General features: G+C 43.4%; 14 protein-coding genes. 10 read left to right on the top strand and 4 right to left on the bottom strand.

Annotated features, from left to right (window positions below):
- Positions 1-2: 2 nt before the first annotated feature.
- The 3 genes from D0C36_RS05940 to D0C36_RS05930 are packed head-to-tail and all read left to right on the top strand — an operon-like array spanning position 3 to position 6,472.
- Positions 3-3,572 (top strand): VCBS repeat-containing protein, encoded by a 3,570-nt coding sequence (locus D0C36_RS05940; RefSeq protein ID WP_117390623.1) that lies wholly within the window; start codon positions 3-5, stop codon positions 3,570-3,572.
- Positions 3,573-3,588: 16 nt separating this feature from the next.
- A complete protein-coding gene (locus tag D0C36_RS05935; RefSeq protein ID WP_117390622.1) occupies positions 3,589-4,914 on the top strand; it encodes a vanadium-dependent haloperoxidase in 1,326 nt (441 codons plus the stop codon).
- Between the two features lie 16 nt (positions 4,915-4,930).
- Positions 4,931-6,472: an FG-GAP repeat domain-containing protein gene (locus D0C36_RS05930; RefSeq protein ID WP_117390621.1), complete on the top strand. Its 1,542-nt coding sequence runs from the start codon at positions 4,931-4,933 to the stop codon at positions 6,470-6,472.
- A 47-nt stretch (positions 6,473-6,519) separates the two neighbouring features.
- Here the strand turns inward: D0C36_RS05930 and D0C36_RS05925 are convergent, their stop codons facing one another.
- Positions 6,520-7,740: a multiheme c-type cytochrome gene (locus D0C36_RS05925; protein WP_117390620.1), complete on the bottom strand. Its 1,221-nt coding sequence runs from the start codon at positions 7,738-7,740 to the stop codon at positions 6,520-6,522.
- Positions 7,741-7,964: 224 nt separating this feature from the next.
- Here D0C36_RS05925 and D0C36_RS05920 point away from each other — a divergent pair, with 224 nt between their 5' ends.
- Positions 7,965-8,327: a hypothetical protein gene (locus D0C36_RS05920; RefSeq protein WP_117390619.1), complete on the top strand. Its 363-nt coding sequence runs from the start codon at positions 7,965-7,967 to the stop codon at positions 8,325-8,327.
- A gap of 76 nt (positions 8,328-8,403) precedes the next feature.
- On the opposite strand, the gene pgmB is transcribed toward D0C36_RS05920, so the two are convergent.
- Positions 8,404-9,054 carry a beta-phosphoglucomutase gene (pgmB, locus tag D0C36_RS05915; RefSeq protein ID WP_117390618.1) on the bottom strand — a complete coding sequence of 217 codons (651 nt, stop codon included), beginning with the start codon at positions 9,052-9,054 and terminating at the stop codon, positions 8,404-8,406.
- Between the two features lie 96 nt (positions 9,055-9,150).
- Here pgmB and D0C36_RS05910 point away from each other — a divergent pair, with 96 nt between their 5' ends.
- Together D0C36_RS05910 and D0C36_RS05905 are read left to right on the top strand one after the other, a co-directional pair.
- Positions 9,151-9,519, top strand: a complete 369-nt coding sequence (locus tag D0C36_RS05910) for a hypothetical protein (RefSeq protein ID WP_117390617.1) — start codon at positions 9,151-9,153, stop codon at positions 9,517-9,519.
- Positions 9,520-9,644: 125 nt separating this feature from the next.
- Positions 9,645-10,178 (top strand): ferritin, encoded by a 534-nt coding sequence (locus D0C36_RS05905; protein WP_117390616.1) that lies wholly within the window; start codon positions 9,645-9,647, stop codon positions 10,176-10,178.
- Here D0C36_RS05905 and D0C36_RS05900 read toward each other — a convergent pair.
- Positions 10,175-10,426: a (2Fe-2S) ferredoxin domain-containing protein gene (locus D0C36_RS05900; protein WP_117390615.1), complete on the bottom strand. Its 252-nt coding sequence runs from the start codon at positions 10,424-10,426 to the stop codon at positions 10,175-10,177. The two genes, D0C36_RS05905 and D0C36_RS05900, sit on opposite strands and share 4 nt — an antisense overlap.
- 74 nt (positions 10,427-10,500) lie before the next feature.
- Here D0C36_RS05900 and D0C36_RS05895 point away from each other — a divergent pair, with 74 nt between their 5' ends.
- The 3 genes from D0C36_RS05895 (at position 10,501) to D0C36_RS05880 (ending at position 11,903) form a co-directional block, all read left to right on the top strand.
- A complete protein-coding gene (locus tag D0C36_RS05895) occupies positions 10,501-10,860 on the top strand; it encodes a VOC family protein (protein WP_233524420.1) in 360 nt (119 codons plus the stop codon).
- A 473-nt stretch (positions 10,861-11,333) separates the two neighbouring features.
- Complete coding sequence (locus D0C36_RS05885; protein WP_117390612.1) at positions 11,334-11,516, top strand: hypothetical protein; 183 nt, start codon at positions 11,334-11,336, stop codon at positions 11,514-11,516.
- A 207-nt stretch (positions 11,517-11,723) separates the two neighbouring features.
- Positions 11,724-11,903 carry a hypothetical protein gene (locus D0C36_RS05880; protein WP_117390611.1) on the top strand — a complete coding sequence of 60 codons (180 nt, stop codon included), beginning with the start codon at positions 11,724-11,726 and terminating at the stop codon, positions 11,901-11,903.
- Between the two features lie 500 nt (positions 11,904-12,403).
- Here D0C36_RS05880 and accD read toward each other — a convergent pair whose 3' ends face one another.
- Positions 12,404-13,282, bottom strand: a complete 879-nt coding sequence (gene accD / locus D0C36_RS05875; protein WP_117390610.1) for an acetyl-CoA carboxylase, carboxyltransferase subunit beta — start codon at positions 13,280-13,282, stop codon at positions 12,404-12,406.
- Positions 13,283-13,589: 307 nt separating this feature from the next.
- Between accD and fbaA the strand changes: the two genes are divergently transcribed.
- Positions 13,590-14,669, top strand: a complete 1,080-nt coding sequence (gene fbaA / locus D0C36_RS05870) for a class II fructose-bisphosphate aldolase (protein WP_117390609.1) — start codon at positions 13,590-13,592, stop codon at positions 14,667-14,669.
- The last annotated feature ends 33 nt before the right edge of the window (positions 14,670-14,702 follow it).

The raw sequence follows: 14,702 nt of genomic DNA, 5'->3' as shown, positions 1-14,702 counted from the left end.
TTATGAAACCCCTAAAATACCTGCTGATAATAACCACAGTTTTGTTTGCTTCATCATGTAAGAAAGCAACACTTTTTGAGCGTATATCTTCATCACACTCCGGCATAAAATTTAATAATGAGATTGTGGAGAACGATAGTATTAACCCGCTTGATAAGCTGAACATTTATAACGGTGGTGGCGTTGGTATAGGCGATTTTAACAATGATGGCCTGCAGGATATTTATTTTATAGGTAACGCTGTAGCCAACAAGCTTTACATTAATAAAGGCGATTTTAAGTTTGATGATGTAACCGAGCAGGCCGGCGTAGGTGGCAAAGGCGGCTGGGGCCGCGGTGTAGCTGTTGTTGATATCAATAACGACGGACTGAAAGATATTTACGTTTGCTACACGTTGCTTAATGATTCTGTTAAGCGCACAAATTTACTTTACATTAACCAGGGGCCAGATAAAAACGGCGTTCCGCATTTTAAAGAATCAGCAGAAGAGTATGGGCTTAAGATAAATGTACACTCCACTATGGCTTCGTTTTTTGATTATGATAACGATGGCGATCTGGATATGTACCTTACCGTTAACGAGGCCCAATCAACAGATAATACAAGCCAGTTTAGGCCGTTGGTAACAGATGGTACAAGCAAAAGCACGGGCAAACTTTTCCGTAATGATTATGATCCCGTTTTAAAACACCCGGTTTATAAAGATGTATCAAAAGAAGCAGGCATCCTTATTGAAGGTTATGGCCATGCCACATCAACTGTTGATATAAACCGTGATGGCTGGAAAGATATTTATGTTACTAACGATTTCCTGCCCAACAATATCCTCTACATCAATAACCACGACGGTACATTTACCGATCGTACGCAAGAGTATTTTAAACATACTGCCACCAGCGCCATGGGGCAAGACATCCAGGACATTAATAACGATGGCCTTGCTGATGTTTTTGAACTGGATATGGACCCGGAAGATAACTATCGTAAAAAGATGTTTATGCCCGGTACCCAATACCAACTCTACCAAAATTTTGATAATTACGGCTATCAATATCAATACAATCATAACACCCTGCAGCTAAACCAGGGCCCGCGTTTAGGCCAAAATGATACTATAGGCGCACCTGCCTTTAGCGAAGTGGCCTTTATGAGCGGCGTTGCCCAAACAGATTGGAGCTGGGGGCCTATGATAACCGATTTTGATAATGATGGCTTTAGAGATATAGTGGTAACAAACGGCTACCCCCGCGATGTTACCGACCATGATTTTATTGTTTTCCGCAATGAATCTTACGCTCTGGCATCAAAAAAACAGGTACTGAGCCAGATCCCTATTGTTAAAATTGCCAACTACGCTTTCCGTAACAACGGCAAGCTACAGTTTGAGGATGTTACCAAAAACTGGGGTATGGATATAGCATCATTCTCTAACGGTTGTGCTTATGCCGACCTGGATAACGATGGCGCCATGGATATGATCATCAACAACATTGATGACGATCCATTTGTATACCGCAATACATCGCGCGATAGCGATAAAGGAAACAACCATTACCTGCACATAAAATTTGAAGGCCCCGCCCAAAACAAGGATGGGATAGGTGCATGGGCTGATATTTATTACGATAATGGCAAACATCAGGTATATGAAAATACGCCGTTCCGTGGGTATTTGTCAACCATTCAAAACATTGCGCATTTTGGTTTAGGTAACGTATCCAAATTAGATTCGGTGGTGATAAAATGGCAAAACGGCCGCCAGCAAACACTTACAGGCGTTAAAGCCGACCAGGTACTTACCGTTAACATTAAAAATGCTAATATCCCATACAGCTTTAAAGCCGATGGAATAAACGACAGATCGTTATTTGCTGAGGTTACCAGAAATGTAGGCATCAACTACAAGCAGCAGGATGACGACTACATCGATTTTAACGTACAAAAACTGCTGCCGCACAAGTTTACCGAATACTCGCCGGCGATAGCCGTAGGCGATGTTGATGGCAACGGTTTTGATGATATGGTAGTAGGCGGCTCGGCCAAATACCCTGCGCAGGTTTTCTTGCAGCAGGCAAACGGCACGTTTAAACAACGCCCTTTAGCAGATGCTTCAACTACGGTTCAATTTAAAGACGAAGGCATGCTGCTTTTTGATGCCGATGGCGATGGCGACCTTGACCTGTATGTAGCCAGCGGCGGTTATGAGCAGGAGCCAAACTCAAAAGCTTATCAGGATAGGGTTTATGCCAATGATGGCAAGGGCAACTTTACCCTGCAGCCTAATGCGCTGCCGGCAAACTTCACCAGCAAATTGTGTGTAAAAGCAATAGATTTTGATAAGAATGGCATGCTCGATCTGTTTGTTTCGGGCCGGGTTGAGCCATGGAGTTATCCAAAGCCGGTATCCAGCTTTGTGCTGCGTAACGAGAGCACCAAAGGGCAGATCAAATTTACTGATGCTACACCTACGGTTGCCAAAAGTTTAAACAAGCTGGGCCTGGTATGTGATGCGTCCTTCACCGATTATGATAACGACGGCTGGCCCGACCTGGTGATAACAGGTGAGTGGATGCCCGTAACCTTCCTGAAGAATGATCATGGGGTATTTAAAGATGCAACGGCATCAACAGGTATTGATAAAAACCTGGGCTGGTGGAATACCATTGCCGGCGGCGATTTTGACCACGATGGTGATATAGATTACATTGTTGGTAACACAGGGCTCAACACCTTTTACCAGGCTACAGACCAGTACCCTATGTACATTACGGCTAAAGATTTTGATAATAACGATAGCTATGATGCCTTCCCATCACTGTTCCTGAAAGATCAGGATGGCCAGATGAAAGAGTTCCCGGCCCATACCCGTGATGATATTGTGAAACAGGTGATCAGTATGCGTAGTAAATTCCAAAACTACAAATCGTATGCAGTAGCTACCATGGATAGCGTAATAACGCCCGAGATGCGTAAAGGAGCCGTTCGTTTAAAGGCAACCAACCTCAAATCGTGCTATCTGCGTAACGATGGCAATGGTAAATTCACGTTGATGCCGCTGCCTATTGAGGCGCAAATGTCGCAACTGGCAGGTATGGTGGTTGATGATTTTGACCATGATGGTAACCTGGATGTGATCCTTAACGGTAATGATTATGGTACCGATGTAAGCACAGGCAGGTACGACGCCTTTAACGGACTGATGCTTAAAGGCGATGGCAAAGGCGGCTTTAAACCGCTTACCATTATGCAGAGCGGTATTTACATCCCCGGCGATGGCAAGGGCCTTGTTAAACTGCGCGGTGCAAATGGTAAATACCTGTTAGCGGCCAGCCAGCATAAAGGCAATCTTAAAGTGTTTGAGCTTAAAAAGCCTGCCAAGGCCGTGGCGGTACAGCCGTTAGATATGTTTGCAACCATTAAATACAAAAATGGCAAAGCTGCTAAGCAAGAGTTTTATCACGGTGGTTCGTTCTTGTCGCAATCAGCCAGATTTTTTAATATTGATGATACAATGGCATCTGTAACAGTAACCAACAATACAGGCCAAACCCGGAATATACCTTTAAATTAATTTTTTACAGCCAGTTATGATAAGGACCCTAAAGGTTATAGCCGCTGCTTTTACAATTTGTTTGATGATGGCAGGCTGCGGCGGTAAGCAAAAAATAAAGCTTAAAAGCGATGCTGATGTATTGCATGAAAATGTTGACGAGCTTACGCAGGTTATTATTTATGACGTGTTTAGCCCGCCTGTGGCCAGCCGTATTTATGGCTACACCACGCTGGCAGCTTATGAGGCTATCAGGTTTCAAAACCCTAAGTACAACTCAATAGCAAACCAGTTAAAAGGTTTTAAAACAATGCCGGTGCCTGAGAAAGATGCTAAGTATAATTATGCATTGGCGGCTACAAAAGCTTTTTTTACGGTAGCGCATAAAGTCACTTTTTCGGTAGATACCTTAAAACGCTATGAGGATAAGGTATTTGCTATGTATAAAGATAATTTGGACGAGGCTACTTTTGCCCGTTCAATGGCCTTTGGCGATACTGTGGGCAAAGCTATACTGGCGCGCGCTAAGTTTGATAACTATGCAAAAACGCGCGGTAAACCAAGGTTTTTAGGTAGCCATGATAATGGTAAATGGCGCCCAACTGCACCAGATTATCTTGATGGTGTAGAATTTTGCTGGGGAACGATGGAAACGTTTGCAGTAAAATCATCTTCAGATTTCCCGCTGCCGCCACCGCCGCCATACAGCGATGATAAGAACAGCACTTACTTTAAGCAAAACCTGGATGTTTATGAGCAGAGTAAAAAACTCACAAAAGAACAGATAGAAATAGCTAAGTTTTGGGATGATAACCCCTTTGTGATACAGCACAACGGGCACATGATGTTTGTAAACAAAAAAATAACCCCCGGTGGCCACTGGATAGGTATTACAGCGATAGCTTGTAAAAAAGCAAAAGCCGATGCCGCAAAAACTGCGCAGGCCTACGCCATGACGGCCATTGCCCTGTATGATGCATTTATATGCGGCTGGCAGGTAAAATATACCACAGAGTACATAAGGCCAGTTACCGTAATAAATGATAAGATAGACCCTAAATGGCTGCCATTGCTGCAAACACCGCCGTTCCCCGAGTACCCAAGCGGGCACAGCGATATCAGCGCCGCATCGGCAGTGGTATTAACCCACATGTTTGGCGATAACTTTGAGTACCAGGATACCAGCGATTTACGCTACATAGGTATGCAAAGGCATTTCAAATCCTTTTATCAGGCATGTGATGAAACATCTATCAGCCGTTACTATGGTGGTATTCATTACAAATTCAGCGTGGATGCAGCAGCCAAACAAGGCAGGCAGATAGGCGAATATATTTGGAGCACATTAAAGTTAGAAAATTAATTATCTGCGCGTTTTTATGAGTTTTAAGCGAACTTCTGTTTATATAGGCTCTTTGTTAGCCGGGTCGTTTTTATTGTCGCTAAGCGTGGGGTTTGAAGGCTGTAAGTCGAAAACCGCTGCAAGTTACCAGTTAACCGGCGATACAGTTGCCGATGGCAAATATCTTGCACAGCAATACTGTACCAGCTGCCACGCGCTGGTACCGGCAGATGCACTTACTAAAGATGTATGGCGCATGCACGTGATGCCAACCATGGCCGATTATCTGAAGATATCAACCTATGGGAGCGAATTCTTTAAAAAACCTACCGACACCGGCGGTATATCTTTAATACATTGGCAGGCTATTGTTGATTATTATAACAAGGTGGCACCTGTTGAACTTAAACCTGCTAAGGCACATGTGCCACTGGCAACAAGTTTAGCGGGTTTTACACTCAGGAAGCCAAAGGAAATGCCTGATGTTGCATTCACCACAATGATAGCGGGTAACCCATCAACAGGCAAAATTTACACCAGCGACCTGGTTGCTTCCAACCTTACCGAATGGGATAGCGAACTTAAACCTAATGTACTTACCAGCTTGCCATCAGGGGCAACTAACCTGCAGTTTCAGAAAGATGGCAACGCATTGCTATCGGCTGTAGGCCGGTTAGACCATGTTGATTACCCGAGCGGGCGTATTCTTGATGTGAAACTTAACGGTAGCGACCACAAGACTGTTGATGTTGCCGAAGATATATCGCGCCCTATGCAAACCATTGGTGCCGATTTTGATAAAGATGGAAAAGACGAGATAGTAGTATGTGGGCAGGGCTACAAAAAAGGCGGCGTTTACCTGTTAAAATTAGATGCCAATAACAAACTGGTAAAACGCAGCACAATAACGGATAGGGCGGGGGCAATACAAGCCGTATCGCAGGATTTTAATAAAGATGGCTGGCCCGATCTGATGGTACTTTATGGAATAGGCAACGAGGGCCTTGTGCTTTATTTGAACGACCAGAAAGGCGGCTTTATCAGTAAAGATCTGTTGCAATTTCCACCGGTTAATGGTTCCACCAGTTTTCAATTGGCTGATATGGATCATGATGGTAACCTCGATTTGATATACACCTGTGGTTATAACTTTCATGATACCCGCATCCTGAAACCTTATCACGGCCTTTATATCTATAAAAATACCGGCGATTTTAAATTTAAGCAGGAGTGGTTTTACCCTATAAACGGCGCTACCAAAGCCATCGCAGCAGATTTTGATGGTGACGGCGACCTGGATATTGCCACAAGTGCCTTTTTTGCTGATATGAAGAATAACCCTGCCGAAGAGTTTATATATTTTGAACAGCAAAAACCTATGCAGTTTAAACCGCAAAGTGCGCCTATAAGCCAGTACGGCCGCTGGATGACTATGGATGTTGCCGACATTAATAAAGATGGCAAACCTGATATCCTGTTAGGTAACTATGCAAGCGGCTTTATGTTCCAGCCAAATTTTTCACCAAACTGGAATGAGCATATTCCGTTTGTTGTATTGCAGAATAACTTAAAGAAATAAAACAGACCTAAGATATTTGACAGGCGCCGGAAGTAAAACACCGGCGCTTATTTTTTTGCTTTAAGGTAGGCCAGTATTTTTTTTGTTTGATCGGGATAAACGGCAATGTGGTGCGTGCGTATCATTACCGATTGCTGCTCGTTTACAATAGCTTTAGAGGGCAGCAGCGGCATGTGGCAGTCAACACATTTAGTTTTTAATACTGCTGCATCAATTTTACCCGTCATTTTGCACAGGTTGTGGTTTACTGCGCTGTGGCAGCTTTCGCATTTGGCAGCAAACATCTCTGCCTCGTTACGCTGGTTTTTGTGCGCATCGTGGCAGCTGGAACAGTTCATTTTTGAGGCGCTGTAGCATTTGCTTGTTTTAAGCATTTCTAACTGATCTCCGTGCACATCAATATGTTCCAGGTCGGGTGCGCCTGCTGATGCCGCGCGCTGTTTAAAATCGCTGAGCTTATCGCCGGGCTTAAATTCAAATATCGAGCGGCTGTTATCCGTCTGCGTGCCCGAGTGGCAGGTACCGCAAAGATCAGTTTGTTGCGCCTGGGTAAGCGATTGTATGCGGGTGATATATTTGGCAGTTTTAACTTCGGGATTGTTCAGTTGAAAATCGGCGTGTTCGCGGCCCGGCCCGTGGCAGCGCTCGCAATCAATCTTCATGATAACCGAGTTCTTGTCAAACCCCTGCGCTTCGCCCGAGAAGCTGGCCACCTTGCCCGGTTCGGTTTTAGCGTACGATGCATGGCACTCCATACAGCGCAGGTTCACCATCCTGTCGTAACTGGCAATGGTAGTATCAAAGCCCGGGCTTACAATCCATTTGCTTTTACTGTTATCGTACGATACAGGCAGCTCAAAAAGCTCGTTCTCTTTCCAGTATAAATAAGTTTCGCCTTTAACGCCGCCGGTTACCATGTCAATACGTTCGCGGTTCACCATTTGGCCGTTGATAAAGCTCGCCTCATACATGCCGCTATCTGTTTTCTGCATCATGATGTGTGCATGGTCATTATAATAAACCGAATCATTCCCCTTTAAAAAGCTACCGTTAACTGTAGCATCTGCAGGTGCCGATGAGGCTAAAGCGTGGGCAGTGTGGATATACGAGTCGTTTATGCTTTTGTGGCAGCTTAGGCAGGTTTTAGCGCCGGTGTATTCATCTCCGCGCGGATCAGTGGAAGCCTGTTTAGTGCTGAGGCATTGGGTTAAAATAGCCGTTACAGGTATAAAAAATAAAGCGAACAGCACTAATCGTTTGCGTGGCATAGGTAGATGAGGGCCAATTGGTGCATAATGTTACCTATACCAAAACTCAGTAGTGATTTATTCACGTAATGTTTCTGTTACATAGCTGTAATGTTTCTGTTACAAAACTTTTTAGAATATAATTAAAATTATTGACCTGATAATCAGTTATTTATATTTTTAAATAGTACTATGTATTGCATGATACCATGTAATGTGTATTTTTGATTTAAATACCGATCACGATGAATAAGCAAATACGATTTTTAATAATAGCCATAGGTGCAATGGCCTCAATGGCAGGCTGTAACAGAGGCAAAACAACAAGGATAATCAACTCGACTGATAACCACAGGCAGGAGATAAAGTACTCGGGAAGTGTGGTGTTTAACCGCGACTCGACAGATATAGCGCATATATCAAACCGCGGCTACCTGTTTTTTGATGAGGACGGCAAAAAGCTGCGTGCCGAGAATGACGGCAAAGATCATGTGGTTTACAGCTTTAACGGCGACAGTTTTGTTAATCTGCTATCAACCGAGCAGAGGGCATTTGTGGCGCATGCGGTGAAAGCTATCATCCGCGAAAGAGCAAAATTAAACAGGTGAGTGTTTAATTAATAATTGAGTTTCAATTTGAGTGTGTGAGTGTTCGCAGCCGCGAGGGATGCGGACACTTTCTGTTTTATAGCGATGCCAGCATCTCCAACGTCATCTTATCCAGCCCACTGATCACTTTATCAGCTTTTGTCAAAACATCCGGCGAACCGATGCCTACGGTTTTCATACCGCCGTTTATAGCGGCCTGTATCCCGGCCACGGCATCCTCAAATACTACGCATTGGGCAGGGGATACGCCCAAATCTTCGGCGCCTTTTAAAAATACCTCAGGATCGGGCTTTGGGGCGCTTACGCTGTTGCCATCTACCACGGCATCAAACAGAGGGTTAAGCTCCAGTTTTTGCAGAATAGTGGGCGTGTTTTTACTCGCCGAGCCGATAGCCGTTTTTAATCCCGCTTCGCGGCAGGCTATTACAAATTGCTTTGCACCAGGCAGGATCTCGGCGGGTGTCATCTGGCCTATCATTTCGGTGTACCAGGTGTTTTTGCGGTCGGCCAGTTCATTTTTTTGTTCGGGGGAGAGGTTGGTAACATCGCCCCAGCCTAAAATCAGATCCAGGGAAGCCATGCGGCTTACGCCTTTCAGCTGCTCGTTCTGGTGCTCGGTAAAATCGAACCCAAGCTCGTTAGCCAGGCGTTTCCATGCTTTGTAGTGGTAAACAGCGGTATCAACCAATACCCCATCGAGGTCAAAAATGCAGGCCTTTATATCCATGGGTGTAAATGTAAGCGGCTTGTTAATAATCGTTATAAATAATTGTTAACATTATTTGGATTAATTATAAATAATCATGACTTTTGTTTCCACGAAATGGTTACAACAGTTACGGAGAGACAGACGGGTACTTGGGAAGATGTGTTCAGCACGCAGGCTGGCGCTGTTTACCAATGTGATGCAGAAAGCTGCTGGTATATCAACTTTGCCGGCAAGGTTGCTAAGTTTGATTACCGTTGCCTACAGAAACTTAAGAAAGCTGTTTACCATATCGATATCGAAGCAAAACTGCTCGATTCTTCAAAAGACCCTGATGTTGAGATCATCTTCATCTGCGCCTGCGACCACACTTACATCCTGACATTACTGCAGATCATCGAATTAAAAGAACTACTGCAAGGCACCTTTGTAATGTTACAATTAAACAACATCCTGCACGATAAGCTGTATCGTACTGCTGTTTAATAATTTAGACTGAATTCATATTGCGTTTATTTTGAACAGATGGCATATTACTGCCGTATTATTGTTTAAATATTTAAGCACGGCACGTTTGTTGCCTTACCCTTACTATCAAAAATTCAAACAATATGAAAGATCTGATCCGCATAAAGAGCCTTCTTTCTACCGAAGTAGAAGACCTTTTGAACCAGCAAGTTAAAAAAGAAGCTTTGTCTTCATCAATATATTTAGCCATGGCCTCATGGTGTAACCGTAACGGTTTCGATTATTCTTCTGAGTACTTTTTTAAACAAGCTGAAGAAGAGCGCCACCACCAATTGAAATTTTACAAATACATCCTTGATATGGGTGGTAACGCAATTTCGCCAGAGGTTACCGGCATTAAACAAGAGTATAACTCATTCCGCGAAGTGTTTGAGGATGCTTTGGAGCAAGAGATCAGCGTTACGCAATCAATTAAAAAGATCTACGCACGTTGTTTAAATGAGCAGGATTACGTTACCAACGAATTTTTGAACTGGTTCCTGAAAGAGCAACGCGAAGAAGAGTACAAAGCACGCCGTGCCCTTGAGCTATTCGAAATTATCGGCGAAGAAGGTACCGGTAGCTGGGAAATTGACAAACACGTTGGTAAGATCAAATACGATAGCGAAGCTAACTAATCTTCCATCAAGAGTTTTAAAACATCCTTTTCGGAATATTCTTTTAACCAGATATTTCCGGGAGAAAACGTACAGACCGGTGCCCAATCGCACCGGTCTGTACATTCTATACGAATCACTTCCACATCCTGACCGCTGTATTTGGCAAACCTCTTTGCCGATTTGTACATATCTTTCCCACCACGTTTAGCGCACTTGCTGCCGGTACATATAAACAACGTTTTATCAGGAACGGGAAACTTACCCATGTTAATTTTTTGCTTTAGTATATAACTTACAAATATCAGGTTTATTTTTGAGTATAAACTAATTAGACATTACCATGAGTATGAAAGCCATAGATATCATATCTATCCCCGTTACCGACCAGCAACGTGCAAAAGAATTTTACATCAAATTCGGTTTCACGTTGATTGTAGAAAACCCTTTCCAAAACGGTGCCAACTGGATCCAACTGGGCTTACCGGGCGGCGGTACCACCATTACACTGGTAAACTGGTTTCCGCAACTTACGCCTGGCTGTATAGCCGGTTATGTGATTAAATGTGATGACCTTGATGCCACCCTCGAAGGCCTAAAAGAAAAAGGCATAGAAGCAGGCAATGCCGATAAAACCCCATGGGGCCGTTTTGCAACCGTTAAAGACCCTGATGGTAACTCGTGGAGTTTGCATGGGAAATAGGGATTGTTTTGAACCTTTCACTGGTTGAAGCTTATAGCTTCGACCTAAAACAATGCAAGCATTCTGCTTGCGTAAGCTGAAAGCTTACTTCATTTGGGGACGAAGTTACGCTGTCGCTAAACTTCGACCAGTGGGGGGGTATCCGTCTGCAAAAGAGCTAAATAAATATCAAGCCATGTCATTGCGAGCGATAGCGTGGCAATCTCCTCGCATGCAGATCAAACGCGATGAGATTGCCGCGTCGCCTGCGGCTTCCTCGCAATGACATATTTTTAACTAACAAAAAACACCCACTGGTTGAAGCCTATAGCTTCGATCTAAAACAAAGCAAGCATTCTGCTTGCATAAGCTGAAAGCTTACAACGTTTGGGGACGAAGTTACGCTGTCGCTAAACTTCGACCAGTGGGTGAATTACATGAATGGCATATCTTTGCTTATATTTATAGGTATAAATCAAACCTAAACTTATTTAATGTTTTATCTTTTCGTTATAGGCTATCTGATCCTGCTTATTATCGGCTTCCAAATTACACGTAAGGCCATGGATCGGGGATGGTCTGCAGTAGCTTACGGTATTGTGTTTGTTATTTGCGCTGCTGTATTGCTTGTAGTTTATACCGCTATAGCAATAAGCTTTAGTGGCATACAGTGTTAGTTTTCACTTGCTGGTTGAAGCTTATAGCTTCTACCTAAAACAAAGCAAGCATCCTGCTTGCGTAAGCTGAAAGCTTACAACATTTTAGGTCGAAGTTACGCTGTCGCTAAACTTCGACCAGTGGGTGATTGCCGCGTCGCCTACAGCTTCCTCGCAATGACATGATTTGTTTATATTTATGTCTATTCAAAATCTAAACCTGTCCTGATGCTTTACATCTTCATTATATGCTACATCAGTCTGCTTGTAATTGGCTTCATGGCGACTCGTAAAGTAATGGATAAAGGCATGTCTGCTATAATTTATGCCATTTTGTTTATCGGCTTTGCTGCGGTATCGCTTGGTTTAGCCATTGTTTTGTTATCGATTTTTATTGGTGTGCATTGATTAGTTAAAACCAAACTATGTCATTGCGAGCGATAGCGTGGCAATCTCCTCGCTTGCATATCAAACGCGATGAGATTGCTACGTCGCCTACGGCTTTCACTCACTGGTTGAAGCTTATAGCTTCGACCTAAAACAAAGCAAGCATCCTGCTTGCGTAAGCTGAAAGCTTACAACATTTTAGGTCGAAGTTACACTGTCGCTAAACTTCGTCCAGTGGGAGTGGGAAATAAAGAAATTATGCCCTCTTTTCGCGAAGCGAAGAGAGGGTGGTCGAGCGAAGCGATGATCGGGTGAGTCAATAGTGCACCATGGGTGCATAAGGTCGGTAGCAAATTCAATTAGACCTATCGCGTGCCATAGGTACGCACCACCACGGATGTGTCGCACCTAACGGAGCGAATCCGCTTTTCGGTTATTATCCTACCGACCTTTAACTCTACGGAGTATAAAAGGAAAGGCCACCCGTACGGATGGCCTTTCCTTTATATCGAAATAAAAACTTATTCAGCTTTTGTAGTTTCCTTAGCACCGCCTGCAGGGGCAAGCATTTTAAGGAACGATGCTAATTTCTCTTTCATCTCTCTACGGTCAACAATAAAATCAAGGAAACCATGCTCCTGTACAAACTCTGCTGTTTGGAAACCTTTAGGAAGATCTTTCTTAATGGTTTCTTTAATAACACGCGGACCTGCAAAACCTATCAAAGCACCAGGCTCAGCAATATTGATATCGCCCAGCATAGCGTAAGATGCGGTAACGCCACCTGTGGTAGGGTCGGTTAGTAACGAGATGTACGGTACTTTAGCTTGTGACAATAAAGCCAGTTTGGCCGATGTTTTAGCCATCTGCATCAACGAGAAAGCAGCTTCCATCATCCTTGCACCGCCCGATTTTGAGATCATCAGGAACGGAATTTTGTTTTGGATGCTGTGATCAATAGAGCGGGCAATTTTCTCGCCTACTACAGAACCCATTGATCCGCCAATGAAGTTAAAATCCATACAGGCAATAACAATGTCCTGGCCATTCATTTTACCAACTGCCGAGCGGATAGCATCAGTTAAACCGGTTTTGTTTTTGGTTTCTTTAAGCCTGTCGCTGTATTTTTTGCTGTCGGTAAATTGCAGCGGGTCGCCCGAGTGCAGTTCGCTGAAAAGCTCTGTGAACTGATTATCATCAAACAATACCGAAAAATATTCTTTAGAGCCTATGCGTAAATGGAAACCACAATAGTGGCAAACGTATTGATTTTCAACCTGTTCAGAGTAGTGAAGCGGTTTTTTACAGTTGGGGCACTTGTTCCATATCCCATCCGGTGCTTCCTTTTTCTCCTCTGTAGTGGTAATAATGCCTTTAATTTCGCGCTTAAACCAAGCCATATCTTAAAAAGTGGTTAGAAGTAACTGCAAAGAAACAAAAAAAGCTTGTAATTGATTGCAGAAATTTAATCACTAACACACCAACCCTGTTGATAATGCTCATTATAATATAGTTAAGCTTGTGTTAAGTTGCTGTGCTTTTTGTATAAAGTACACTATGCTTATCGCCCTAAAGCCTATTAAAATGGTAGAATATTTCAACTCAGAGTTTAATGCGCTTATATTTCAAGGCCTTAAATCAAAAATAGCTGATATTTATTAGGCAAAACATTAAAATTTTATAACTTCGAAGCCCAAACAAATGCTCATGGATTTAAAAAATTATAAAGGCGTTCTGCACGGCGATCAGGTGCAGGAACTATTTGAAGCAGCAAAAAAACATCAGTTTGCATTACCTGCGGTAAACGTAATTGGTACAAACTCTATTAATGCTGTAATGGAAACTGCAAAAGCAGTTAACTCTCCTGTAATTATTCAGTTATCAAACGGTGGTGCCCAGTTCTACGCTGGTAAATCATTAGATAACTCAAAACTGCAAGCCTGCATATTGGGCGCTGTATCTGCAGCTAAACACGTACATTTATTAGCCGAGCACTACGGTGTTGCGGTTATTTTGCATACAGACCATGCTGCGAAAAAATTATTGCCATGGATTGATGGCTTATTAGAGCACGGTGAGAAATTTTTTGCTGCAACCGGCAAACCATTGTTCTCATCACACATGCTTGACCTTTCTGAGGAGCCTATCGAAGAAAACATCGAGATCTCTGCTAAATACTTACAGCGCATGGCTAAAATGGACATGACTGTTGAGATTGAGCTTGGTGTTACCGGTGGTGAAGAAGATGGTGTTGACAACTCTGATGTTGACAGCTCACGCCTTTACACCCAACCAGAAGAGGTTGCTTACGCTTACGAAGAACTTTCAAAAGTTAGCCACCGCTTTACCGTAGCGGCTGCTTTTGGTAACGTACATGGTGTGTACAAACCAGGCAACGTTAAACTGATGCCGGTTATCCTGCACAACTCACAAGAGTTTTTGAAAGAGAAACATAACCTTACTGCCGAGAAACCTATCAACTTCGTATTCCACGGTGGTTCTGGTTCAAGCCAGGAAGAGATCCGCGAGGCTATCTCTTACGGTGCTATCAAAATGAACATCGATACAGATATGCAATGGGCTTTCTGGGAAGGTATTAAAGATTACTACCAATCAAAAGAGGCTTACTTACAAGCACAGATCGGTAGCCCGGATGGCGATGACTCTCCAAACAAAAAATACTACGACCCACGCGTATGGTTACGCAAAGGCGAAGAAACTTTTGTTAAACGCTTAACAGATGCTTTCGCTGACCTTAACTGTTTAGACGTAAACAGCAAGCTGTAACCAACATAGCTTATAAGAATAAAAAGCGCCGGT

Source organism: Mucilaginibacter conchicola (assembly GCF_003432115.1).
In the GTDB taxonomy this organism is placed as follows: Bacteria; Bacteroidota; Bacteroidia; order Sphingobacteriales; family Sphingobacteriaceae; genus Mucilaginibacter; species Mucilaginibacter conchicola.
Note: the sequence above shows the minus strand (reverse complement) of the source record. Positions and strands in the feature narration are given on the sequence as shown.

Excerpts from the sequence above, each read along its gene's own strand:
- D0C36_RS05905 (WP_117390616.1), top strand. The coding sequence starts at position 9,645 with ATGAAAGATCTGATCCGCATAAAGAGCCTTCTTTCTACCGAAGTAGAA.
- D0C36_RS05900 (WP_117390615.1), bottom strand. The coding sequence starts at position 10,426 with ATGGGTAAGTTTCCCGTTCCTGATAAAACGTTGTTTATATGTACCGGC.
- D0C36_RS05935 (WP_117390622.1), top strand. The coding sequence starts at position 3,589 with ATGATAAGGACCCTAAAGGTTATAGCCGCTGCTTTTACAATTTGTTTG.
- D0C36_RS05940 (WP_117390623.1), top strand. The coding sequence starts at position 3 with ATGAAACCCCTAAAATACCTGCTGATAATAACCACAGTTTTGTTTGCT.
- D0C36_RS05885 (WP_117390612.1), top strand. The coding sequence starts at position 11,334 with ATGTTTTATCTTTTCGTTATAGGCTATCTGATCCTGCTTATTATCGGC.
- D0C36_RS05910 (WP_117390617.1), top strand. The coding sequence starts at position 9,151 with ATGGTTACAACAGTTACGGAGAGACAGACGGGTACTTGGGAAGATGTG.
- D0C36_RS05920 (WP_117390619.1), top strand. The coding sequence starts at position 7,965 with ATGAATAAGCAAATACGATTTTTAATAATAGCCATAGGTGCAATGGCC.
- D0C36_RS05880 (WP_117390611.1), top strand. The coding sequence starts at position 11,724 with ATGCTTTACATCTTCATTATATGCTACATCAGTCTGCTTGTAATTGGC.
- fbaA (WP_117390609.1), top strand. The coding sequence starts at position 13,590 with ATGGATTTAAAAAATTATAAAGGCGTTCTGCACGGCGATCAGGTGCAG.
- accD (WP_117390610.1), bottom strand. The coding sequence starts at position 13,282 with ATGGCTTGGTTTAAGCGCGAAATTAAAGGCATTATTACCACTACAGAG.
- D0C36_RS05930 (WP_117390621.1), top strand. The coding sequence starts at position 4,931 with ATGAGTTTTAAGCGAACTTCTGTTTATATAGGCTCTTTGTTAGCCGGG.
- D0C36_RS05895 (WP_233524420.1), top strand. The coding sequence starts at position 10,501 with ATGAGTATGAAAGCCATAGATATCATATCTATCCCCGTTACCGACCAG.
- D0C36_RS05925 (WP_117390620.1), bottom strand. The coding sequence starts at position 7,740 with ATGCCACGCAAACGATTAGTGCTGTTCGCTTTATTTTTTATACCTGTA.
- pgmB (WP_117390618.1), bottom strand. The coding sequence starts at position 9,054 with ATGGATATAAAGGCCTGCATTTTTGACCTCGATGGGGTATTGGTTGAT.